The following is a 22,186-nucleotide window of genomic DNA, read 5'->3' on the forward strand; positions in this document are numbered from 1 at the left end:
TCATCCGTCCCGCGGATCGGCTCAGGCGCGGATGCCTTCCGTCCGCTCCTGCCTGCGCCGGCTCCGGAGTACGAGCTCGATCACCACGACTGCCACCAGACAGGCGAGCACTGCGGCCATGCCCCAGTACAGGCCCTTCAAACCGTCAAGGCAGTCGTCGCAGATGGTCGGCGTGTAGTAGTCGATGCCCGCCCAAGTGGCGACGAAGACGATGATCACGGTCCCGCACAGGTAACCCGCTGCCCGCACCAGCCAGCGCCCGGCGCCGGGTTTGAGCTCAGTCGCGACCTCGGTGTCGGGCTCGGTCTGGCGCGAGGGCTGGAGCCCGGTGGCGATCAGGACCAGGGCGGTCAGGCCGAGCACGACCTGGAACATGAACATCTCACCTTCACCACTACCCCAGACGAACCGGAAGGCGTTGTTGGTGGTGCTCTGCCAGATCAGGAACACGTCGAGCAGACCTAGAGCTCCGCCGAGCCACAGCCGCGCGGTCGCAGTCCGGGCGGCAACCACGACCCCGGCGATCACCAGGACCATTGCAACCGCACCCAGCGGCAAGTTCCGGTGGTTGACCGTATCTGGAGTGTCGTTGAAAAAAACGAATCCGCCGGAGCTGACCGCCGCGAGACTCGCAACGAACGACCCGAGGGCCCCGGCGACTGACCGCTGCTCTGCACTGGACATGACCTCAGGGAAGCACGACACCGGCCCACCAAGCCTGAGTAAGACCACTCAACTCGACGGTGTCATCCCGACCTGCGCGAGCGCGATCAGACGCGACAACGCACGCAGGTACTTCTTCCGGTAGCCGCCCTTGAGCATCTCCGGCGTGAACATCCGGTCGAGCGGCACTCCCCCAGCCAGCAAGGGGATGTCGCGGTCGTACATACGATCGGCCAGCACCACCAGCCGCAACGCCACGTTCTGATCGTTGAGCTCGCGAATGTCGGTGATCCCGACAGCGGTGACACCATCAAGCAGAGCGCCGTACTTACTCGGGTGCAGCTCGGCGAGCTGGTGGTAGAGATCGACGAAGTGGTCGCACGACGCACCAGGCCACTCGGCGGCTGCCTGCTCGACACGCGTGTCCGGCCACGGCTCGGGTGCGACCGGCAGCCCCCGATGGCGATAGTCCGGCCCATCGATCCGCCGTACGTCGAAGTGCGCGGCAAGGGCCTGGATCTCGCGGAGGAAGTCGATCGCCTGGAAGCGTCCCTCGCCGAGCTTGTCCGGCAACGTGTTCGACGTCGCCGCGAGTTCGACGCCCGCATCGACCAACTGCCTGAGCAGCCGCGAGATCAGTACCGTGTCGCCCGGGTCGTCCAGCTCGAACTCGTCGATACAGATCAGCCGGTACTCCGACAGCGCTTCGACCGCCGAGCGCATGCCCAGGGCACCGACCAGATTCGTCAGCTCCACGAAGGTGCAGTACATCTTCGGGCCGGTCGACACGTGCCACAGCGACGCGAGCAAATGGGTCTTGCCGACGCCGAAGCCGCCGTCGAGGTAGATCCCTGGTTTGCCTGCAGGCGTTGGCTTCGTGCCACGCAGCCGGGACCACAGAGAGCGCTCCCTGCGCGGCTCCGCGAGCGCCAGCCCACGCTGGCGCAGTACGGCCAAAGCCTCTGACTGGCTCGGTTCGGCCGGGTTCGGGCGGTAGGTGTCGAAGCGGACGTCGGCGAAGCGCGGTGGCGGCACGCACTCGGACAGCAGCCGATCCGGACTGACCTCCGGCCGGCGCTCGCTGAGTCGGATCGGCATGCCCACACCCTATGAGAAGGCTTGACCTCAACTTCTCTTGAGGTACTAGCTTGGCAAGCTCAACGGTCGACTAAGGAGATCTGATGCACGCGGTACGGCTGCACGAGTTCGGTCCCGCCGAGAATCTGAGCTACGAGGAGGTGCCGGACCCGGTCCCGGGCACCGGACAGGTCCGGATCGCGGTCGAGGCCGCCGGCGTGCACCTGATGGACACCGCTCTCCGGGCGGGCACCGCGGGCGGTGGCCCGGTCGCTCCCCCGGTCCTGCCGACGATCCCTGGCCGAGAGGTCGCGGGTACGGTCGATGCCGTCGGGCCGGACGTGGACGAGTCGTGGGTCGGCAAGCGCGTCGTCGTACACCTCGGGCCGGTTCCTGGCGGCTATGCCGAATTGGCGGTCGCGAAGGTGGAGTCCCTGCACGAGATCCCTGATCACCTGGACGGTGCCGCCGCTGTCGCCACTATCGGAACAGGGCGCACGGCCACCGGGATCCTGGAGCAGGCAGCGTTGAGTGCGGACGACGTCGTCCTCATCACGGCAGCGGCAGGCGGCATGGGAAGCCTCTTCGTCCAGGCCGCCCGGAACGCAGGTGCTTTGGTGGTCGGCCTCGTGGGCGGGCCGGAGAAGGTCAAGCAGGTGCAAGCCGTTGGCGCCCAGATCGCGATCGACTACACCACTCCAGATTGGCCCGACCAGGTCAAGGAACAACTCGACGGGCGGGAGCTGACCGTAGTACTGGATGGCGTCGGTGGTGAGAACGGGCAGCGGGCCTTCGAGCTGCTCGGCATCGGTGGGCGCCTGCTGATGTTCGGGTGGTCCGGTGGCGGACCTGTTCAGCTCACCACCGAGGACCTGATGAATCGCGGCCTCAGCGCCACCTGGGCGATCGGCCCGAAGCTGATGCGCAAGCTGCGAGCACTGGAGACCGCAGCGCTTCAGGAGTCCAGTGAGGGCCGCTGGGCTCCGCTGGTCACGAGGTTCCCGCTGGCCAAGGCCGCGGACGCCCACCGGGCGCTGGAGAACCGCGAGACCGTCGGCAAGGTTGTACTGATCCCCTGACACGCGCATGCGCCCCGGACCGCCTGGTGGACGGTCCGGGGCGCTGCCGCGTGCTGCTTACCAGATCGTGTACCCGAACGAGGTGCTACCAGTCGCCCCACCGGTGTCGGTTGCAGTCACTGTCGCCGTGTAAGAGCCGCGTGCCGTCGGCGTACCAGACACCACTCCGGTAGCGCTGATCGACAGGCCTGCAGGAAGGCCCGTCGCCCGGAAGGTGATCGGCAGGCCGGCGCTAGAGGTGGCCCGGATCTGCAGTGGGAAGGAAGACCAGCCGACGAACCCGTACTGGCTGCCCGGGTTCTGCACGGTCACGGTGCCGGTCGACGACCCTGTCACGGTCAAGCTGTACGTCGCTTCGTGGCTGACCGCTCCCGTGCCCTTCACGACCACCTGGTACGTCCCGGCCGGCGTTGAGGCCGACGTCGCCAAGGTGAGCGTGGAGGAGCTGCCCGACGTCACCGTCGAAGGCGAGAAGCTCGCGGTCGCCCCTGTCGGCAGACCACTCGCCGACAGCTGGACCGACTGCGGGTCGCCGTCGGTGGTCGCAGTACCGACCGTCGACTGCACTGAGCTGCCCTGGGCGACAGACCCGGAGGTCGGGCTCAGCGAGATCGAGAAGTCGCTACCGGTCGGCGGAGCATCGCCGACCGCCAGCTTCCACAGCCCGTACGCCGCGGCGTCCGAGCTCCGGTCCAGCACCGTCGCCGAGATGTTCGACGGGTACTTGTCACAGGCGGCGTGGTAGCAGGGGTCGTACGCCGAACCCGACGTGCCACCCCACTTCTGCGCCTGCGTGCTGGTCTTGCGGGCACTCGCACCGGCGGCCACGCCGCTGGTCGGGATGCCCGCGTTCTTGAATGACGCGTCGTCGGACCGGCCGGCGCCCTCGGTGTTCTCCTCAGGCTGCAGGTTCAGGCCGTCGTAGAAGGCCTTCAGCACCTTGCCGGTCTCAGTGGTGATGTTGTTGACGAAGTACCCGGCGTTGGTCGAGGCGACCATGTCGAAGTTGAGGTACGCCTTGATCTTCGTCCGGTCCGTCGAGGCCAGCTGGCCGACGTAGAACTCGGAGCCGTTCAGGCCCTGCTCCTCGTCGGTCCACCAGCCGAAGCGGACGTGCTTGACCAGCTCCGGCTTCTCCTGGGCGAGCCGCAGCGCGACCTCCAGGATGGCGGCCGAGCCGGAGCCGTTGTCGTTGCTGCCCGGACCCGCGCTGACGCTGTCGAGGTGTGCACCGAGCATGATCACCTGGTTGGCGTCACCACCCGGGTAGTCCGCGATCAGGTTGTCCGACGGGTACGTGCAGTTCGTGCAGCGCTGCTTGGCGACCGTGTAGCCGGCGTCGCGCAGCTTCTGCTCGATGTAGGTGACCGACGCGGTGTAGCCCGCGCTCCCGGCCCGGCGGTGGCCGCCGTTGTTGTCAGCCGCCTGCTGCAGCGCGACCAGATGCGCCTTGACCTTCTCCACATCGATATCCGGTACGCCGGCGGGCGGGGTGGTACCGCCGACGGTCAGCCGGAAGGTGGCGGTCTTGTCGACATCGGTGCCGTCACCGGTGACGGTCACGTCGTAGGTGCCCTCGGCCGTGCTCGACGTCGTCGCGATCTTCAGGGTCGCCGAGTTACCCGACTGCACCGAACTGGGGTCGAAGGTCGCCGTCGCACCGCTCGGCAGGCCGGTCGCGGTGAACCGGACAGTCTGGGCCGAGCCGTTGCCGATCACGGTGTTCACCGTGGCGGTCGCGGTCTCGCCCGGCTTGACCGAACCAGTGGTCGGCGACACCGACATGGTGAAGTCGTTGCCGGTCGGAGCACAGGTCGCTTCGCCCGACTGAGCGCCAAGGCTGACTGCGTTCCAGGCAGCCTTGACCTTGCCGTGCAGGGCACAGCTGGAGTCGAGGCCCTTGGCCGCGGCGAGAGTCGCCACCCGCCACTTGGGGTAGGTCATGCCGCTGGTCTTGGTGAGCATCGCGTTGTAGAAGATCTTGCCGGCGTCCTGGTGGCCGATGCCCGTCAGCGTGGTGTTGTTGCAGGTCGGGCTGGTCGGCTTACCGTTGCCGGGGTTGGTGCCCTCGGCAAGCAAGTAGAACCAGTGGTTCATCGGTCCCGCCGCGGCGTGTACGGACGACGGGAGGCTGGTGGAGTAGCAGTTCGGGTGGCCGGAGATCTTGGCCGGCTCGTACATGTACCGGATCGGCCCGTTGCCCTGCAGGTTGATCTCCTCGCCGACCTCGTAGTCCGGCGGATCGTTCGGGTTGTTCAGGAAGTGCTCGGTGAGCGTGCCCCAGATGTCGGCCACCGATTCCTGTGACGGGTGTCCGGAGATGCCACCCGGCGTCTTGGCGTCCAGACCGTGGCCGAACTCGTGCGCGACCACGTCGGTGCCGGTGATCCACTGGCGGTTGTTGTTGTAGCCGAACACCACGCCGTCAGGATTGCTCGAATGTCCCCAGTAGGCGTTGACGTCGCCCAGCCCGACGAGCGCGTCGGCCCAGCGGCCCTGGTTGTCCAGGCCGTTGCGCCCGTACCAGTCCTTCAGCATGTTCCACTCACCGGTGGCGACGTACATGACGTCGACGCAGCCGGCTTCCTTGTCCGTCTTGGAGGTGCTTCCCCAGACGTCGTCGGAGCCGGAGTACGTCGTACCGGTGCTGTAGTCGGCGCAGCGCAGGTTCGGGCGGCCCGGGTCGGCCATCGTGTACGTCGAACCGGACTGGGTGGTGCCGAACGACAGGTTCGACCCGTTCCACACGCCGGTGCCCGTGCCCGAGGCGGTCTGCTCGATCGAGTGCAGCACCTTGCCGTTGCGAGCGTCGACGTACACCTTCTGCCGGCTTGCCTCGCCGTCGTGGCGACCCTGCACGATGGCTTCCCACGCCAGTACGGGCTTCTTACCACCGGCGTACACGACCAGCGTCGGCTCACCCGGAGCGGGCTTGCCCTGGTCGATCGCCTTGAGCGCCGCCTTCTTGGCCGAGGCCTTGGTGACGACGGGCTGGCGGTCGACGTTGATGACGTCCTGCTGAGCCACAGCGAGGTTCTTGGCGTTGCCCTTGGCATCGGTCGTGACGACGAAGTCGCCGCCGATCACAGGCAGGTCGTGGTACGTGCGCTCGTAGCTGACATACTGCAGGCCCCACGGCGTGCTGATCTCTTGCTGGCGGATGAACTGGTCGCCGGCACTCGCTTTGAGCTCGGCGACGCGCCCCTGGACCAGACGGTCGGCGGTCTTCACGGCCGCGGCCCTCGGATTCACGGGCGGTTCGGCTTGCTGGGCCGTGGCTGCTGGCATCTTCATGGCGACCACCGCTGTCGCGGCTACCACCAGGCTCAGCACGCAACCGGCTGCGGCTGTGCGCAGGGCTGTGCTCTTCACTGGACACTTCCTCACTGAGGGGGCGGGAGCCCTCGCCACCGGCCGGGGGGCTGCAAACCAGCCGGCGGATGGCGAGGGCTGGAGGACGCCTGGGTTCCGCTGGGCAGGTGGATGAACTCCCGGCGTCCTCTGTGGGACGAGATTGGCACCTGCGAGTTATGGCTGTGATATCCCAGCAGGGCATAACCTCACCGCTATGGAGCTGGAAATACGCCATTTGCGGGTCGTCTGCCGCCTGGCCGACACAGGCAGCGTCTCGAAGGCCGCCGCCGCCCTGGGGGTCTCGCAGCCGTCGCTCACCGCCCAGCTGCACCGGATAGAGGACGCTATCGGCGGACCACTGTTCGAGAGAGGCCCGTACGGCGTACTGGCAACGCCTCTCGGCAAGCACGTGCTCAGCCGTGCCCGGGCGATGCTGGCCGACATGGACGAGCTGGTCGGCAGCAGCCGGCGCTACACGACCGCATCCGGAGTACTGCGGATTGGCGCCGTGCGGACAGTGATGTTCGGGGCATGGCTGTCGCGACTCGAGCAACTGCTGCCCGGACGGCGGATCGACGCGCAGGTGGATCCGTCGTGCGCAGTACTCACTGATCTGTTGGCGGCCGACGTGATCGACGTGGTGATGCTTGGGCGCTGCGATGACGCCCATGCACCACCTTGCCCGCCGGGGATCCGCGAGCAGACGATGGTCTGGCCCGAGCCGTTCGCGATCGCCTTGCCGGCCGACCATCGGCTGGCGGACAAAGATGCGGTCGCACTGGAGGACCTTGCCGACGAGATCTGGATCTGCCCGCCGGCAGGCAAGGAGGACGGCGACCTCGCGTACCTGCGCAGCGTCTGCGAGTCGACCGGCTTCACGCCGGAGTTCCGTTACGCCAACCTCGACACGTCCGAGATTGAACAGTTAATCGGCGCCGGCCGCGGCATCAGCCTGTGCGCACCGACGGTCCGCGAGATCCCCAACACGATCGTCCTGCCGATCACCGACCAGCCCCTCCTCTGGCGCCGAGCCCTCCGCTGGCGAGCGGACAGCACACCGCAAGAAGACATCGACCTCATCCACCAAGCCTTCACCGAGGTCTACCGCCAAACAATCGCCACCCACGCCGCCAACCGCCCCTGGTGGCACCACCACCCCAACGCCCATCCCACGGTCATCGATCCCCGGGAATAACCTCCGCCCCCGATCCTGCGGATCCCGAGGCCCGCAAAGCCACGCCCGACGGCCCCGAAACCTCCACCAAGAAGGAGCTTTGACCGCCTCCGGAAGATTCCCGGGCATGGACGTTTGCGGTTCGCGTGGGTTAGGTGCGGGGGTCGGTCCAGGTTAGCCGGTAGTTGACGGCGCCGAAGGCGATGTGGTCGCCGGGGCGGACCCAGACGGGTGTGGTGATGCGTAGGCCGTTGAGATGGGTGCCGTTCATGGAGCCGAGGTCTCGGAGGAGCCAGCCGTCGTCGACTGCTCGGAGTTCGGCGTGGAAGCGGGAGACTGAGAGGTCGGCCATCCGGAGGGTGGCGCCAGGGCCTCGGCCGACTCGGACCGTTGGGGCGCCGGGGGCCGGTAGGGCCAGCCCGGGCAGGCGGATCGCTCGGTCGGCTGTGCGAGGCGTCAGGGTCAGGCGTGGGATCTGCGCCACCACCTGGCGGAAGAGCCGGAGCAGTCGTGGCTCGTCCTTGGGGAGGTCGTTGGTCGCGTCGGCGAGTTCGCGGCGGTTCTGGGCGCGCAGAACGAAGTTCATCCGGCGGATGAACGTGTCGTGCGAGAGCCGTCCCGAGCCGGCCCCGTCGCGCAGGATCGCGAGCGCCCGATCGCGCTCAGCATCCGACGGGCGCTCCTGCACAAGCCTCGTCGGGGTCATAACCGAATTGTCCGTGCCGCCAGGTTCACTGTCCAGCACGCCCGATTCCCGCCCGCCGGTACTGCGTACGCCGTACCGGCGGAGGCAGGGTCAGGGTCTGGCGCTGAGCACGTCGGCCAGGTCGAACTTGATCGGCTCTTCGAGTTGCTCGTAGGTGCAGGACTCCGGCGTGCGATCCTCGCGCCAGCGGACGAATTGGGCGGTGTGGCGGAAGCGGACACCCTCCATGTGGTCGTACTTGACCTCGACGACTCGCTCAGGGCGCAGCGGTACGAAGCTCAGGTCCTTGCCTGCCTGCCACCTGCTGCCCTCGGCGTTGCGCGGCGTGCGGTTGCCGGCCTCCTGCTTCGCCCAGGCCCACGGGTGGTTGTCGAAGTCCGTGACGAGTTCCTGCATCTCCAGGAACAGTTCCTCGCGGCGAGCCATCGGGAACGCACCGATCACGCCGACACTGGCGAGCACACCATCAGCGTTGAAGAGCCCGAGAAGGAGCGATCCGATCCGATTCTCGCCGCTCTTGTGCACGCGGTAGCCCGCGACGACGCAGTCCGCCGTTCGCTCGTGCTTGATCTTGAACATGGTCCGCTTGTCCGGCTGGTACAGGCCGTCCAGCGGCTTCGCGATCACGCCGTCCAGACCGGCGCCCTCGAACTGGTGGAACCACTCGGTCGCGGTTGCCTTGTCGGTCGTCGTACGGGTCAGGTGGATCGGTGCCGCGGACTTCTCCAGCGCCTGCTCGAGCGCGGCCCGGCGCTCCGAGAACGGGCGCTCCGTGTAGTCGGTGTCGCCGAGCGCGAGCAGGTCGAACGCTACGAAGCGTGCCGGCGTCGTCTCGGACAGCATCTTGACCCGCGAGGCGGCCGGGTGGATGCGCTGCTGCAGCACCTCGAAGTCCAGCCGGTCACCGGATTCTCCGACCACGACGATCTCTCCGTCGATCACGCACCGCTCGGGCAGGTTCTCTTTGATCGCCTCGACCAGCTCCGGGAAGTACCGCGTCATCGGCTTCTCGTTGCGGCTGCCGATCTCCACTTCGTCGCCGTCACGGAAGATGATCGAGCGAAATCCGTCCCATTTGGGCTCGAAGCTGACGTTCCCGTCCGGGATCTGCTTGATCGGCTTCGCCAGCATCGGCGGGACCGGCGGCATCACGGGTAGCTGCATGGCGCCATTCTGCCCCCATAAAGCTCACCGCGGGGGCATGATGGAGGCATACCGACTGGTACGAACCGGAGGTACCGAGATGTACGACGTCGTGCTGCTCGTAGAGCAGGAACTGACCGAACCCGATGCCCGGCGCGTGGTCGAGCTCCACCAGGACATGCCCGAGCAGGTGAAGTACCACGTACTCGTGCCATGCCACAACGCCGAATCCGGCGTCGAGGCGTCGATCAGCGCGCTCGGAACCGCGGACCTCTACGGACCGGGGCTCGTCGACCAGCGCGAGGAACTCGCCGAGGCGCAGAAGTCGATCGACAGCGAAGCCAAGGGGTGCACCGGCCGCAGCGTGCAGCGGCTGATCGCCCTCGGCCAGCAAGCCGAGGGCGGTATCTCCCACGACCGCCCGATCGATGCCCTCACCGCAACGGTGGACAAGGTCGGCGGCCAGGAGGTCATCATCCTGACCCGCCCGCACATCGTCGCCGAATTCTTCCACCTCGACTGGACCAACTCAGCCCGCCGCCACCTCGGCGTGCCGGTCCTCCACCTCCTCGAACACGAGGAGAAAACCAGCAAGTAGGCACGCGGACCGCCACCACTACGCAACCCGACACCGGTGCATCGACACGCCGGGGGAAAGCGCTCGCCGACCGGGTTCGGTAGTGGTGGCGGCCCGCACTCGGTTCGGCGGGTCAGTGGATGAGCAGTGCATTCCCGGGATTACACGCCTGCGGCTGTGCCCGACTCCGCGAACTGCGTGTGGTACAGATCCGCGTACTCCCCGTCGAGCGCGAGCAACTGCTCATGCGTGCCGCGTTCGACGATGTTGCCGTGGTCAACCACCAGGATCTGGTCCGCGTTTCGCACCGTCGACAACCGGTGGGCGATCACCAGCGACGTCCGGTCTTCCAGCGCGGTGTCCAGCGCCAACTGCACCGCCACTTCGGACTCCGAATCCAGGTGCGCGGTCGCCTCGTCCAGTACGACGATGTGCGGTGCCTTCAGCAGCAACCGGGCAATCGCCAGTCGCTGCCGCTCGCCACCGGACAGCCGGTGTCCGCGGTCCCCCACCACCGTGTCCAGCCCGTCGGGCAAGGACGACACCAGGTCCCACACCTGCGCCGAGCGAAGCGCGTCGGCCATCTCCTCGTCGGTGGCGCCCGGCTTGGCATAGGTCAGGTTCGCGCGGATCGTGTCGTGGAACATGTGCGCGTCCTGCGTCACGTACCCGATCGTGTCGTGCAGCGACTCCAATGTCACCTCACGAACGTCCTCACCGCCGATGCGAACGGAACCACCCGTCACGTCGTACAAGCGGGCCACCAGGTTCGTGATGGTCGTCTTGCCTGCACCGGATGGTCCGACCAGCGCGACCATCTGACCTGGCTCGACGGTGAAGCTGATGTCTTCGAGCACCTGCGAGGAAGCGCGTTTGTCGAGCACCGCCACGGACTCGAGGCTCGCCAGCGACACCTGGTCCGCGGTCGGATAGGCGAACGACACGTGATCGAAGGTCACCGACGCCGCATTCGGGGGCAGCGGTCGCGCGTCCGGAGCGTCCTGGATCATCGGCTCCAAGTCCAGTACCTCGAAGACGCGCTCAAAGGAGACCAGCGCGGTCATCACGTCGACGCGCACGTTGGACAGCGCCGTGAGCGGGCCGTAAAGCCTGCCCAGCAAGGCGACCAGGGCCAGCAGGGTCCCGATCGTCAGCGTTTCGCGAACGGCGAGGTTGCCGCCCACGCCGTACACGAGGGCGGTCGCGAGCGCGGCGACCAGGGTCAGCGCGGTGAAGAAGACCCGGCCGAGCATCGCGATCCGGATGCCCAGGTCGCGGACCCGGCCCGACTTCTCGCCGAACTGCTGGTTCTCGAGGTCCGGGTTGCCGAACAGCGTCACCAGCAACGCGCCACCGACGCTGAACCGCTCGGTCATCGCCGTGGACATGTCCGCGTTCAGCTGCATCTGCTCCCGCGTCATCGCGGCCAACCGGCGCCCGAGATACCGGGCGGGAAGCAGGAAGACCGGCAGTAGCACGATCGCGATGATCGTCAGCTGCCAGCTCAGGAAGAGCATCGCACCGACCACGAGGATCAGGCTGATGACATTCGAGACGACCCCGGACAGTGTCGAGGTGAAGGCTTGCTGCGCACCGATCACGTCGTTGTTGAGGCGGGAGACCAAAGCGCCGGTCTGGGTCCGGGTGAAGAACGCGACCGGCATCCGCTGCACGTGCGCGAAGACCTGCGTCCGCAGGTCGTAGATCAGGCCCTCACCGATGCGTGCCGAGAACCAGCGCTGCATCAGCCCGAGGGCCGCCTCGACCACGGCCAGCAACGCGACCACCAGCGCGAGGGCGGTCACCAGCCCTGCGTTCCCCTTGGAGATGCCGTCGTCGACGATCTTCTTGAACAGCAGCGGCGAGGCGATCACCAGGAACGCCGAGACGACCACCAGCGCCAGGAAGGCCGTGATGTACCACTTGAACGGTTTCGCGAACCGCAGGATGCGCCGCAGCGTGCCCTTGGCCAGCTTCTGATCAACCACCGACGCGTCCTGCCGCCGCCAGCTCATCGCGCTGCCGCCGCCACCCATTCGCATCCCTGAAGACATCCGATCCCCTCCCCGCAATCAACTCGTCAACCTTGACAACACTTGAGGTCGGCCGAAGCTTCCCGCAGCCTCAGCCGAAGGCCGCCAGGAGCTCGCTCAACCGCCGGGCCTGAGCCTCGCGCTCGGCCTTCAGCTGCTCCTCGTACGAACGATCGGCAGCACCCAGCAGCAACGCCTTGGTCTCCCGCACAGCGCCCACCAACGGCGACATCACCGCCTCCGACAGATCCTTCACGGTCGCCGCCAGCTCCTCAGCCGGTACGACGATATTCGCCAGCCCGAGCTGGAGTGCCTCCTCGGCCTCGACCCAGCGCGAGGTCACACAGATCTCCAGCGCCCGCGAGTAGCCGACCAACTGCACCAGCGGCTGAGTCCCACCCAGATCCGGTACCAGCCCGAGCGCGGGCTCGCGCATGCTGAACTTCGCATCCGGCGTGACCACCCGCAGATCACAGGCCAGCGCCAGCTGGAAGCCGGCCCCGACCGCGTGGCCCTGCACCGCCGCGATGCTGACGATCTCCGGCCTGCGCAGCCAGGAGAAGCCGGCCTGGAAGTGCGAGATCAGCTCCTGTAGCTCGGCGGCAGGCTTCGCCCCGAGCGTGAGCAGAGGCTCCTGTCCATCGACCGGCTCGCCCATGATCAGGTTGCGATCAAGGCCGGCCGAGAACGACGGCCCCTCTCCCGACACGACCACCAGCCGCACCTCCGGCGGCAGCGACGCACCGAAGTCCGACAACGCGCTCCACATCGCCGGAGTCTGCGCATTGCGCACCTCCGGCCGGTCCAGCACCACCCGGGCGACCGGTCCGTCCACCGTCAACCGCAGTCCAAGATCACTCATGTCAGTGAACATACGGCAACTCGCGACGCTTTCCGTGCGGCGATTGTCACCTGTGGAAAAGCCCTCAGGCCAGCGACACCAGGTCGGCGTAATCGTTGGTCCAGAGGTCCTCGACGCCGTCCGGCAGCAGCAGTACGCGCTCGGGCTCCAGCGCCTCCACGGCACCCTCGTCGTGGGTGACCAGGACGATCGCGCCGGTGTAGGAACGGATCGCGTTCAGTACCTCGGTCCGCGAAGCGGGGTCGAGGTTGTTGGTGGGCTCGTCGAGCAGCAGCACATTCGCCGCCGAGACGACCAGCGTGGCCAGCGCGAGCCGGGTCTTCTCTCCACCCGACAGCACCCGGGCCGGCTTGTCCGCGTCGTCACCGGTGAACAGGAACGAGCCGAGCACGCTGCGTGCCTGCGTCTCGTTCAGGTCCGGCGCGGCCGACTTCATGTTCTCGATCACGGTCCGGTCCACGTCGAGGGTCTCGTGCTCCTGGGCGTAGTACCCGAGCTTGAGGCCGTGTCCGTCGATCACCTCGCCGGTGTCCGACTTCTCGATCCCGGACAGCACCCGCAGCAGCGTGGTCTTGCCCGCACCGTTCAGGCCCAGTACGACGACCCGCGAGCCGCGGTCGATCGCCAGATCCACGTCGGTGAAGATCTCCAGCGACCCGTACGACTTCGACAGCTCCTTGGCCATCAGTGGCGTCTTGCCACATGAGGCCGGCGTCGGGAAGACGATCTTGGCCACGCGGTCCGAGGCGCGCTCGTCCTCGAGCGACGACATCAACTTCTCGGCCCGCTTCAGCATCTGCTGGGCCGCGGTCGCCTTGGTCGCCTTGGCGCGCATCTTGTTCGCCTGGGCGACCAGTTGCGATGCCTGCTTCTCCGCGTTCGACCGCTCGCGCTTACGGCGGCGCTCGTCGGTCTCGCGCTGCAGCAGATAGGCCTTCCAACCGACGTTGTAGACGTCGATCTCGGCCCGGTTGGCGTCCAGGTGGAAGACCCGGGTGACGGTTTCCTCCAGCAGGTTCACGTCGTGGCTGATCATGATCACGCCACCGGGATACCCCTTCAGAAAGTCCCGCAGCCAGACGACCGAGTCGGCGTCCAGGTGGTTGGTCGGCTCGTCCAGCAGCAGCGTCTGGGCCTGGGCGAACAGGATCCGGGCCAGCTCGACCCGGCGCCGCTGACCGCCCGACAGCGTTCCCAGTGGTTGCCCCAGCACCCGATCCGGCAGGCCGAGGTTGGCCGCGATCCGGGCCGCCTCGGACTCCGCGGCGTACCCACCGGCGGCGTGCAGATCCGCCTCGGCGCGCTCGTACCGCCGCATGCCCTTCTCGCGCGTCTTCTCGTCCGCGCTGGCCATCGACTTCTCCGCGTTGCGCATCCGCCGGACCACCTCGTCCAGCCCACGCGCGGCCAGGATCCGGTCCCGGGCCAGTACTTCGAGGTCGCCCGTCCGCGGGTCCTGCGGCAGGTACCCGATCTCGCCCGAAGACGTCACCGAGCCGGAGGCCGGCAGCCCTTCGCCGGCCAGAATCTTGGTCAGCGTCGTCTTGCCGGCGCCGTTGCGCCCGACCAGCCCGACCTTGTCCCCCGGGCCGACGCGGAACGAAGCAGGCGAGAGCAGTTGCCTGGCCCCGACGCGGACCTCGAGGTTGGTGACAGTGATCATGGCGGCGCAGGTGTCCTCAGGGTTGGTTTCGGCGGGAGGGCGACGGGCGGCAACGCCGCGTCACAAGGCGGCCTATTCCGGCAGCGAGGTCTAGTGTATGTGAGGTGAAATTCAACCCAGACGCCGACTTGGACACCAGCGGTGTCGAAGACACCCGTGGCAGCGGTGGCGGTGGCGGCGGCCTGCTCCCGGGCGGGATGGGCATCCCGGTCGGCGGCGGCATCGGCGGCATCATCCTGCTGGTCGTCATCCTGCTCCTGAACGGCACCTTTTCCGGCGGCGGTGGCACCGACGAGCCGGACGCCCGCAACACGGCACCGGGCAATCTCAGCTCCTGCGAGAGCGGGAAGGACCTGGCAACCAACAAGGACTGCCGGTTCGTCTTCTACCAGAACTCGATCGAGGGCTTCTGGGCCGCCGAACTCCCCCGCCGCGGCAAGAAGTACACCCGGGCACCCATGCGCGTGTTCAGTAGCTCGGTGAACACGGGCTGTGGCCCCGCCACGGCGGCCGTCGGGCCGTTCTACTGCCCGCCCGACAAGCGGGTCTACCTGGAGCTGGGCTTCTTCAAGACCCTGCAGACCGAACTGGGCGCCAAGGGCGGCGACTTCGCCGAGGCGTACGTCGTGGCGCACGAGTACGGACATCACGTCCAGAACCTCTACGGCATTCTCGGCAAGATCAAGTCCCGCCAGGGCCCCGAGTCCGACGCGGTCCGATCTGACCTGCAGGCCGACTGCCTCGCCGGCATCTGGACGAACCACGCGACCACGGTGCCCACCAAGAGCGGCAAACCGCTGATCACCGAACTCACCGAGGACGACATCAGCCGCGGCCTGGACGCCGCCGCCTCGGTCGGCGACGACCGCATCCAGGAGAAGACCCAGGGCCAGGTCAACCCGGAAAGCTTCAGCCACGGCACCGCCGAACAGCGGATGAAGTGGTTCAAGACCGGCATGGACTCCGGCGACATGACCACCTGCGACACCTGGTCCACCAACGCGCTCTAACTACCGAAAGCAAGAACCCGCCTCGCAAGTGCGTGAGGCGGGTTCTTCGCTTGATTCTGTATTACGCGACTGCGGCTGGGCGGTGGTAGCCCGGGAGGAGTTCGTCGACCAGGGCGTCGGTTTCCGACTCGGGGCCGCGGGGGCCGCCGTGCTTGGCGAGGGCGGTGTACATCTGGCTGGCCACGTTGGTGATGTCGTTCGACGTACCGAAGTGGGCTGCCAGGCGCAGCGTGGCTCGCCAGAGGTCCTCGGAGGCCGGTGAGAAGCTCAGGCCGGTCTGGAGGGCCGTACGGGCCAGGTTGCCGTCGCTGTGGCGGAGACTGGCTTCTGCGAGGCGGAGGGAGGCGTCGACGACCGCTTCGGCCATCTTGCGCTCGATGCCGGACGCCGCGAGCCACGAGTAGCGGCCTGCGGGCAGGTTGGACCACGACTGGCCGTGTACCAGGCTCAGCGCCGTCGACAGCGGGCCGCGCGGGTCGTCCATCATCGACGACTGCTTGGCCAGCGTGCGGAAGACGTCCCAGTCGACCCGGACGATGCTGCGGTTCAGCAGCCACCGGCCGGACTCGTCGGCGTACATGGCGTCCATGCCGACCCAGTTGCGGGTGTGCTCCAGCGCCGCGTTGCGCAGCTCGTCGCTGATGCCGCGGGGCCAGATCGCCCCGGCCAGCACGTTCGGGTGTACGCCGTAGTCCTGGCTGGCCAGGAACGCCACGATCTCCGTCGACAGCGAGACGCGGCCGGGGTCGATCGCGCCACGAGCGTCCACCTCGACCGGGCCGAGCAGATCGACCTCGACCGGCGCCGGCCGGCTGAGATCCGACGTGGAGAACTCGTACGCGGGCATGTCCTGCTCCGCGCGACGCTTGTCCAACGCCTCGGCCTCGGCCACGCCGAACAGCGCGACGAGATCCGCGAACTGCGAAGGATTGATGCTGTGGGCATCGACCTCGAGTCCGAGCAGCCGGCAGACCGCCTGGTTCTTCTCGTCCACGACAAACCGCCACGGCGAGCTCATCACGTCGCCGACGACAACCACCGCGACGCAGCGCTTCGGGTCCCTGGCGAGGCGCGCGAGCCGCTCCTCCTCCTCGGGCGACGGCGGCGCGGAAACGAAGATGATCTCCGCGCCCCACAGCATCGGGTCCGGGTGGGCCATCCGCGCGTCGGCGACCGAGTCGGCATCCCGCCGGCCACAGGCCTGCGCCTGAGCGTCGGTACGCCGCGTGACCTCGCGCAACGCGTCGTCCAGGCTCACCCAGTAGCTCAGCCGGCTAGGCGCAAGCACGGACAGGTCGTCACCGAAGCCGACCATGCTGACATGCGCGCCTTCGGACCAGAGGTTCGTGGCCAGCTCGGCCGCCAGCGAACCGACGACGTCGCGGGAGGCGTTCGTGATGCCACCGAAGCTGACGATGCCGTCCGCCGTGTCGATGTCGACCAGCACGGTCGCACCGTCGGCGTTGCGGCCCAGCGTGACGAGCGTCGGGTACGGCGCTGGCGCGTCGACCTCGCCTTCCGGCGCGTAGGCGCGACGCAGTACCCAGCGGGTGCCCTCGGCAATGACCTGCCACGGCGCCGGCGGCGGCGCCTGAGTCGATCCAGGCTGCAGCACCAGCGTCAGCGCGCGATCGGTCACCAGCGCGGCGACCACGGACGGCAGCTGACGGTTGGCGTCGGTCATCGCGGCACCCAGCGAGCGCAGCGCGTTGTCGACGAACTGAGCAGTCGGTACGTCGGACGCGAGGCGCAGGCCGACCTCGGTCTGCCGATGGCCTGCCGCCTTGGGGCCAGGGCCCTGGGCCCAGCCGCGACGGCGCTTCAGCGCGAGTGCGAGACCGGCGGCGAGCAAGGTGGCGCCGAAGCCGTAGATACCGGCCTCCGCGGCGTCGAAGCCGCCCTCGGCGACCGGAGCCGGAGCCTCGTTCTCGACCTTGGTACCACCCGCGACCGGATCGCCCGGCTCGGCGCCCGTCTTGCCGGGCTCGTGCGGTGAGGTGGCGTCGATGCCCGGCTTCGCGGTCCTGGCGGTCGGATCCTTCACAGCGCTGCCGATTTCGACCGACGAGCCCTGCTCGGCTTCCTGCTGCTCGAACCAACGGCTGCCCACAGCATTGGGACCCTGCTCGGCCGTGCGCGATTCGCTCGCCGGGTTGATCTTGGCGGTCGGCTTCTCGGCGGGCTTAGCGATCGGCTTGGCGGTGGTCGGCTTGGTGTTCGACGTGGTCTTGCTGGTGGGCTGGTGATCCACGTTGACCAGCACGGTGTGCACGCCCGGGCCCTTGGCGTCAGCGGGCAGGCGCACCTGCCAGCCCGGCAGGATCAGGTCCGGGTTCGTCAGCCGGCGGCCGTCGGGCTGCAGCTTGTTCTTGTTGAGGTCGTAGATCTCCTTGTAGCGCCGCCCCTCGCCGAGGTAGCGCTCGGCGATGTCCCACAGGCAGTCGTAGTTGCGACCCTGCGGCGGCCGGACCTCGGTGAACTTCACGACCTGACCGGAGTGGTCGTTGTTCGTCCGTACGCCGGTGTGGGTGTGCTTCACCGCCGGCGCGCCGATCTGCACCGAGCTGCGCGGCTCGGTCTGCCGGAACGTGTCGCGGCTACTGTTGTCGTTGCCCTGGGCAACACTCACCGACGTCGGGGTGTTGACCGAGGATGCGGTCACCGCGCTGGCGACCGGCAGCGTGACGCTGGCGGCGCCGGCGATCAGCACGACACCGGAGACCAGGCGGCGGGCCAGCGTCTGCGAACCGCCGCCGAGCGGGATCCGTGGCGACAGTCCGTGGCCGCGGATCTCCGAGACGGCTTCGGCGATCAGGCAGATGACGAAGTGCAACCAGGCAAGCCAGATGAAGAAGGCGATGATGCCGATGATCGTTTCGGCGCTCAGCTCACTGAACAGCACGTCCCGGTTCGGCATCTGGTTCGGCCAGGGGGTGCCGAAGAACTGCAGCAGCACGTACGGCACGCCGCCGACGATCGCAAGGATCGCGACCAGCGACACCAGGCCCTTCAGCCGGTCGGCGGCCCCACCGCCGGACCGCTGCGGCAGCCGCGCGTTCTGCACCGGCGCACCCGTCTTCACCATCGTCGCCCCTCCCTTACCCACCGATAGCCTGAACTTCCTGCACAGGCAGGCGCTGTACCGCGTGGACCAGCGCCGAGCCGACCGGCTTCCAGTTAGGCTGACCGGTCCAGTACGTCACGTCCCACCTCAGAGTGAGCTTGACCGTGTACATGCCATCGGGCTGACTGGCACTCGACTTCTTGTAAATGTGCTTGCAAGTGCTCATCTGAGTGAACGGGTCGCTGGCCTCGTCATAGCCGTCATAGTCCTCGTCCAGCCGGCCGGTCCCCATCGGACACTCGAACGGCGGGGTTCCGTCCCCTGGATCGACAGTCATCGAGCCCACCAGCCCACGCATCGTGAGGTTGTGCGTGGGGTCGTAGAAGGCGCTGTTCGGCTCGCCATCTGTGCCCGGCGTGCCAGGCTTCTTGTTCTTCAAGATGAACGAACTGTCGCGGGTCAGCGAGAAGTAGGCCGGTATGTTCACCCGCGGGGTGTAGGTCGGCTTCACCTGGAGAGCCGGATCCGGATAGGTGCTGTGGAACGGCGCCCAGAAGACGTCCATGTACCCCCGGGTAGGGCACTGACCCCTTTCGTCTTCTCCCACCGGCACGATCATCCGTTCCAGATGGACATTCTTGCCACCGTTGGCGCTGTTGAGGTCGTAGTCCTCGATCGTTACCCGCAGCACCCATTCTTTGCCTGCGGGAGGGGCGGGCAATTGGATGCCCGCGGGGATGTCGAAGTCGCGGCATGGAATGAAGACGTTGTTGCCGAGCTTCTGCTTCCAGGTCTGGACGGCCCCGCCCCAGTGCGCTTCTCCGGAACTGCAGTAGGCGCCGAATCCGACCGAGTTGACGTACATGCTGCAGACGCGGTCCCCACCGTGGATCGTGTCCGCGGAGGCGGTTGACGTGGGGTAGGTCAGCAGAAGGGCGAGCACGGTGGTCAGGCCGATCAGCCCTCGGCTCACTCGGTTGCGCATCCTCACTCCAGAGTCTCGTCTACTCGCAGGTTATCTTCGACCAGGGGCATCATGCCCGTTGAAATGTGTCCCGTCACGTAGTTCCGTCAACGATTCCGTTCCGATCTAGGCCGGAAAGTGCACCTTTGCGCAATTGACGCCTGCCGACGGACCGACGCGGTAAGGCAGCCAGCCGAGGCCTGTCAGGAGCATGTCGAGCACCTGCGGGGCGCCCTTCGGCGCCGCCACGGTCCACCGCTTTCCCTTCGGATCCCAGAACTGGGTGGTCTGCGACCGGCAAAGCTTCACCCGGACGATGCCCATCGGCTCGGTGGAGATCCCGGTCACCACAACGCTGCCCGGCGGCTTCATCACCCAGCCGTTGCGCTTGGCCTCGTCGATGCCTTCCGAAGTATCCGCGTAGAAGTACGCCGGGAAGTTGCTCTTGATGATGTCCGAGTCCCGGGCAACCAGTGCGCTGAAGTACACCGGGTAGCTCTTCACGAGGCCTTGGACGGCGGGATTGTCGGCGAAGTTCCCTGGGACGACGACAACTTGCGCATTCGCCGGCGGAACTGCCGTGGTCGCCGAAGCGGACGGCTTGGAGGTCGGCGCCGACGAGGGCAGCGGGGTCGGCGTACCGGAGAGCGTGATGGTGCTGCTGGGATCGTCGCCCTCGACCGGAACGGGCATGCCGCCATCCGTCTGATTTCCGCTGCAGGCGGTCAACAGCAAAGTTGCGGCCAGCAGGGCGGCTGGGACGCCTAGACGTCGCACGACGGGGACTCCTCGAAGGTCGACGGATTCATCGGTTGGCTCCCGGGGGCTGCGAGTTCTCCGGTACTCCGAGGGGCGCGCCGCCACCCCCGGACGGAGTAGGTGAAGGCGAAGGCGAAGTAGGCGTCGGCGACTCCGGCGTCGGAGTGACGCTCGGGGTGCAGGTGGGCGGGAACGGGAAGGACAGCGTCCAGGTCGGGGTCGGCGAGCCGATCGTCCAGGTCGGGCAGGGCAGATCGAGAGTCGGCGGTACTGCGGTGTCGGTGATCGTCACGTTGCCCGGACCGTCGCCTGGGGTGCTGACCACGATCGGGGGGATCTTGGGGCTGTCGTCGGCCTTTTTGACGCCTTGTTCGGCGTGGGCCTCGCCGGTGCCGGTGGCGTCGAGATGGCCGATGCCGACCATGCCGAGGAAGGTCGTTTTGTTCCCGATGACAACCTGGACCTTGAGGCCTTCGTCGGTGAGTTCGGTCGTCCCGCATTGCTGGACGGCCTTGTCGTTCTGCGAGACCTGGGCGCAGAAGGCGGCGACCGCGGTACCGGCCTTTGCCGTGTCGATCTTGGCTTCGGACGTGTTCAGCTGGATGGTGGCGGCGCCGACGCGGGCGGCCTCCTGGGCGTAGCCGACGGCGCGGGACTTCGCGCCGAGCTGGCGGCCGCCGTCGATGACGAGGCCGGCCAGGGTGAAGATCATCACGGCGAGGATCGCGACCGCCGGGCTGAGCGCGCCGCGGTGGTTGCCGGGGGCATCGATTCGGAGGAACGCGGTGAGCCGGGTCCACGGCGTCGTACGGCGGGCGGGCGCGTCGGTGCCGGCCGCGCCGCGGTCAGGGCTGGTTGCCATCACGGACACCTCGGTAGGGGTCGACGGATGAGCTGAACCGCTTGGTGATCGTGGTGTCGCCCCCGATGCCGAGCAGGCCGAGGTCGCGGTAGTTGATCGTGCAGGTCACCTCGACGGACAGTGGTGAACCGGCCGCGAACGCGGTCGTGATGCTGCCGCCGGCGCTGTCTTTGCAAGACTTCACCGCTTGATCCATCGTGCGGCTGACGGCGGCGTCGACCTGTCCCTGGGCGTCGGCGAGCGAGCGGGTCTGGCTGGCTGAGCGGGCGCCGTCTCTCGCTGCGTTCTCTAGCAGAGAAGACGTCTGGAAGTACCTGCCGCAGGCAAGCAAGAACATGAACAAGATCAGCAGGAGAGGCGCCAGAATCACCATCTCCAAAGCCAAAGTCCCGCGCTCGTCACCCCGCGCACGCCGCAGCCCGCCGCGGTGTGGGCGTGGGTGACGCTTCCCCAGGGTGGTCATGCCTCACTCATTTGTCGTCGGCTTCGAATTGTTCTATTGGGCCGGTGGCGGTTCGGCTAACGGTCAGTTTGAGGCCGGGGACCAGGGAGATGGTCTCGCCGGTGACGGTGAAGGACACCATGCCTTCGGGGTTGTTGTACGCCGGTGGCGCCACCTGGGCGTCGCCCAGGGTGTTGCCGCCTAGCTGCTGGGCGTACGCCTCGATGTCGGTGCGGACCTTCTCGCCGATCGCGCTGGTGTACAACGGCGGCTGGACGAGTCTCAGGCGGGAGACTCCTTCCTGTGCCGCGTTCAGCGCGACCGACCGGCCGTACAGCCACAGTGCGGTCTGGATCGAGATGAAGATCAGCGCCAGGATCGACGGCGCGAGGATGGCCAGCTCGAGCGAGGACGCTCCTCGCTCCGACCGGCGCCGCGACAAGACCTCAGCCGTTCTGGATCTCGCCCGTGCGCTTGTCGATCACGCCCCGGACCACCAGACCGATCGCCAGCGCCGCGGCGACCAGGATCGCCGAGATGATGGCCCATTCGAGCGCCGACGCACCGAGCTCACTGCGGCTGCGACGAGCGGCCCGGCCACGGGTCCGCTGGGTGTGGGCCCGCGCCAGCGCGTAGCCGACCATCGCGCGCACGAACTGCGTTTCCACGTTCATCCGGTTTGCCCTCCGAAACTCGTTACTTCCACTCCTGAGCCCGATCGAGGCTCAGTATGCCCTGTACGACGGACAGAAAT

General features: G+C 67.5%; 19 protein-coding genes. 4 read left to right on the plus strand and 15 right to left on the minus strand.

The annotated features are described in order from the left end of the window. Positions 1–21: 21 nt before the first annotated feature. The gene (locus tag A3ES_RS0100350) at positions 22–684 is read right to left on the minus strand and encodes a hypothetical protein (RefSeq protein WP_020384776.1); all 663 of its coding nucleotides are present in this window, start codon (positions 682–684) and stop codon (positions 22–24) included. Positions 685–732: 48 nt separating this feature from the next. Continuing rightward, a complete protein-coding gene (gene zapE / locus A3ES_RS0100355) occupies positions 733–1,761 on the minus strand; it encodes a cell division protein ZapE (protein WP_020384777.1) in 1,029 nt (342 codons plus the stop codon). An 83-nt stretch (positions 1,762–1,844) separates the two neighbouring features. Between zapE and A3ES_RS0100360 the strand changes: the two genes are divergently transcribed. Then, positions 1,845–2,819, plus strand: a complete 975-nt coding sequence (locus tag A3ES_RS0100360; RefSeq protein WP_020384778.1) for a zinc-binding dehydrogenase — start codon at positions 1,845–1,847, stop codon at positions 2,817–2,819. A gap of 57 nt (positions 2,820–2,876) precedes the next feature. Here the strand turns inward: A3ES_RS0100360 and A3ES_RS0100365 are convergent, their stop codons facing one another. Then, a complete protein-coding gene (locus tag A3ES_RS0100365; protein ID WP_020384779.1) occupies positions 2,877–6,191 on the minus strand; it encodes a M28 family peptidase in 3,315 nt (1,104 codons plus the stop codon). A gap of 196 nt (positions 6,192–6,387) precedes the next feature. On the opposite strand from A3ES_RS0100365, the gene A3ES_RS45735 reads away from it, so the two are divergent. Continuing rightward, positions 6,388–7,368, plus strand: a complete 981-nt coding sequence (locus A3ES_RS45735) for a LysR family transcriptional regulator (protein WP_083933100.1) — start codon at positions 6,388–6,390, stop codon at positions 7,366–7,368. A gap of 130 nt (positions 7,369–7,498) precedes the next feature. On the opposite strand, the gene A3ES_RS0100375 is transcribed toward A3ES_RS45735, so the two are convergent. Then, entirely contained in the window at positions 7,499–8,053 is a 555-nt protein-coding gene (locus A3ES_RS0100375) for a DUF1707 and FHA domain-containing protein (RefSeq protein WP_026162438.1), read from the minus strand. A 90-nt stretch (positions 8,054–8,143) separates the two neighbouring features. Further along, the gene (locus A3ES_RS0100380; protein WP_020384782.1) at positions 8,144–9,217 is read right to left on the minus strand and encodes an ATP-dependent DNA ligase; all 1,074 of its coding nucleotides are present in this window, start codon (positions 9,215–9,217) and stop codon (positions 8,144–8,146) included. Positions 9,218–9,296: 79 nt separating this feature from the next. Here A3ES_RS0100380 and A3ES_RS0100385 point away from each other — a divergent pair, with 79 nt between their 5' ends. Continuing rightward, positions 9,297–9,794 (plus strand): hypothetical protein, encoded by a 498-nt coding sequence (locus tag A3ES_RS0100385; protein WP_020384783.1) that lies wholly within the window; start codon positions 9,297–9,299, stop codon positions 9,792–9,794. Positions 9,795–9,934: 140 nt separating this feature from the next. Here A3ES_RS0100385 and A3ES_RS0100390 read toward each other — a convergent pair whose 3' ends face one another. The 3 genes from A3ES_RS0100390 to abc-f form a co-directional block, all read right to left on the minus strand. After that, positions 9,935–11,827, minus strand: a complete 1,893-nt coding sequence (locus A3ES_RS0100390) for an ABC transporter ATP-binding protein (RefSeq protein WP_157630239.1) — start codon at positions 11,825–11,827, stop codon at positions 9,935–9,937. A gap of 70 nt (positions 11,828–11,897) precedes the next feature. Continuing rightward, positions 11,898–12,668, minus strand: coding sequence for an enoyl-CoA hydratase/isomerase family protein (locus A3ES_RS0100395; RefSeq protein ID WP_157630240.1), 771 nt, complete (start codon positions 12,666–12,668; stop codon positions 11,898–11,900). Positions 12,669–12,732: 64 nt separating this feature from the next. Next, a complete protein-coding gene (gene abc-f, locus A3ES_RS0100400; RefSeq protein WP_020384786.1) occupies positions 12,733–14,331 on the minus strand; it encodes a ribosomal protection-like ABC-F family protein in 1,599 nt (532 codons plus the stop codon). Positions 14,332–14,435: 104 nt separating this feature from the next. On the opposite strand from abc-f, the gene ypfJ reads away from it, so the two are divergent. Beyond that, positions 14,436–15,341 (plus strand): KPN_02809 family neutral zinc metallopeptidase, encoded by a 906-nt coding sequence (gene ypfJ, locus A3ES_RS0100405; RefSeq protein WP_020384787.1) that lies wholly within the window; start codon positions 14,436–14,438, stop codon positions 15,339–15,341. 61 nt (positions 15,342–15,402) lie between these two features. Here ypfJ and A3ES_RS0100410 read toward each other — a convergent pair whose 3' ends face one another. The 7 genes from A3ES_RS0100410 to A3ES_RS0100440 all read right to left on the minus strand — a co-directional run bounded on the left by A3ES_RS0100410 (position 15,403) and on the right by A3ES_RS0100440 (position 22,106). Then, positions 15,403–18,426: an AfsR/SARP family transcriptional regulator gene (locus tag A3ES_RS0100410; protein ID WP_020384788.1), complete on the minus strand. Its 3,024-nt coding sequence runs from the start codon at positions 18,424–18,426 to the stop codon at positions 15,403–15,405. Between the two features lie 13 nt (positions 18,427–18,439). Further along, a complete protein-coding gene (locus tag A3ES_RS0100415; RefSeq protein ID WP_020384789.1) occupies positions 18,440–19,390 on the minus strand; it encodes a hypothetical protein in 951 nt (316 codons plus the stop codon). Between the two features lie 105 nt (positions 19,391–19,495). Beyond that, positions 19,496–20,146, minus strand: coding sequence for a hypothetical protein (locus A3ES_RS0100420; protein ID WP_040453710.1), 651 nt, complete (start codon positions 20,144–20,146; stop codon positions 19,496–19,498). A gap of 28 nt (positions 20,147–20,174) precedes the next feature. Next, positions 20,175–20,990, minus strand: a complete 816-nt coding sequence (locus A3ES_RS0100425; RefSeq protein ID WP_020384791.1) for a TadE/TadG family type IV pilus assembly protein — start codon at positions 20,988–20,990, stop codon at positions 20,175–20,177. Then, entirely contained in the window at positions 20,974–21,453 is a 480-nt protein-coding gene (locus A3ES_RS45740; RefSeq protein ID WP_083933102.1) for a TadE/TadG family type IV pilus assembly protein, read from the minus strand. The genes A3ES_RS0100425 and A3ES_RS45740 overlap by 17 nt, the downstream gene beginning before the upstream one ends. Before the next feature lie 7 nt (positions 21,454–21,460). Continuing rightward, positions 21,461–21,874 carry a TadE/TadG family type IV pilus assembly protein gene (locus A3ES_RS0100435; RefSeq protein WP_020384793.1) on the minus strand — a complete coding sequence of 138 codons (414 nt, stop codon included), beginning with the start codon at positions 21,872–21,874 and terminating at the stop codon, positions 21,461–21,463. A gap of 4 nt (positions 21,875–21,878) precedes the next feature. Beyond that, positions 21,879–22,106 carry a hypothetical protein gene (locus A3ES_RS0100440; protein ID WP_020384794.1) on the minus strand — a complete coding sequence of 76 codons (228 nt, stop codon included), beginning with the start codon at positions 22,104–22,106 and terminating at the stop codon, positions 21,879–21,881. Positions 22,107–22,186 lie beyond the last annotated feature (80 nt).

The sequence above is a fragment of the Kribbella catacumbae DSM 19601 genome (genome assembly GCF_000372465.1).
GTDB classification, from domain to species: domain Bacteria; phylum Actinomycetota; class Actinomycetes; order Propionibacteriales; family Kribbellaceae; genus Kribbella; species Kribbella catacumbae.

Excerpts from the sequence above, each read along its gene's own strand:
- A3ES_RS0100350 (WP_020384776.1), bottom strand. The coding sequence starts at position 684 with ATGTCCAGTGCAGAGCAGCGGTCAGTCGCCGGGGCCCTCGGGTCGTTC.
- zapE (WP_020384777.1), bottom strand. The coding sequence starts at position 1,761 with ATGCCGATCCGACTCAGCGAGCGCCGGCCGGAGGTCAGTCCGGATCGG.
- A3ES_RS0100360 (WP_020384778.1), top strand. The coding sequence starts at position 1,845 with ATGCACGCGGTACGGCTGCACGAGTTCGGTCCCGCCGAGAATCTGAGC.
- A3ES_RS45735 (WP_083933100.1), top strand. The coding sequence starts at position 6,388 with ATGGAGCTGGAAATACGCCATTTGCGGGTCGTCTGCCGCCTGGCCGAC.
- A3ES_RS0100375 (WP_026162438.1), bottom strand. The coding sequence starts at position 8,053 with ATGACCCCGACGAGGCTTGTGCAGGAGCGCCCGTCGGATGCTGAGCGC.
- A3ES_RS0100380 (WP_020384782.1), bottom strand. The coding sequence starts at position 9,217 with ATGCAGCTACCCGTGATGCCGCCGGTCCCGCCGATGCTGGCGAAGCCG.
- A3ES_RS0100385 (WP_020384783.1), top strand. The coding sequence starts at position 9,297 with ATGTACGACGTCGTGCTGCTCGTAGAGCAGGAACTGACCGAACCCGAT.
- A3ES_RS0100390 (WP_157630239.1), bottom strand. The coding sequence starts at position 11,827 with ATGTCTTCAGGGATGCGAATGGGTGGCGGCGGCAGCGCGATGAGCTGG.
- A3ES_RS0100395 (WP_157630240.1), bottom strand. The coding sequence starts at position 12,668 with ATGAGTGATCTTGGACTGCGGTTGACGGTGGACGGACCGGTCGCCCGG.
- abc-f (WP_020384786.1), bottom strand. The coding sequence starts at position 14,331 with ATGATCACTGTCACCAACCTCGAGGTCCGCGTCGGGGCCAGGCAACTG.
- A3ES_RS0100410 (WP_020384788.1), bottom strand. The coding sequence starts at position 18,426 with ATGGTGAAGACGGGTGCGCCGGTGCAGAACGCGCGGCTGCCGCAGCGG.
- A3ES_RS0100415 (WP_020384789.1), bottom strand. The coding sequence starts at position 19,390 with ATGCGCAACCGAGTGAGCCGAGGGCTGATCGGCCTGACCACCGTGCTC.
- A3ES_RS0100425 (WP_020384791.1), bottom strand. The coding sequence starts at position 20,990 with ATGGCAACCAGCCCTGACCGCGGCGCGGCCGGCACCGACGCGCCCGCC.
- A3ES_RS45740 (WP_083933102.1), bottom strand. The coding sequence starts at position 21,453 with ATGACCACCCTGGGGAAGCGTCACCCACGCCCACACCGCGGCGGGCTG.
- A3ES_RS0100440 (WP_020384794.1), bottom strand. The coding sequence starts at position 22,106 with ATGAACGTGGAAACGCAGTTCGTGCGCGCGATGGTCGGCTACGCGCTG.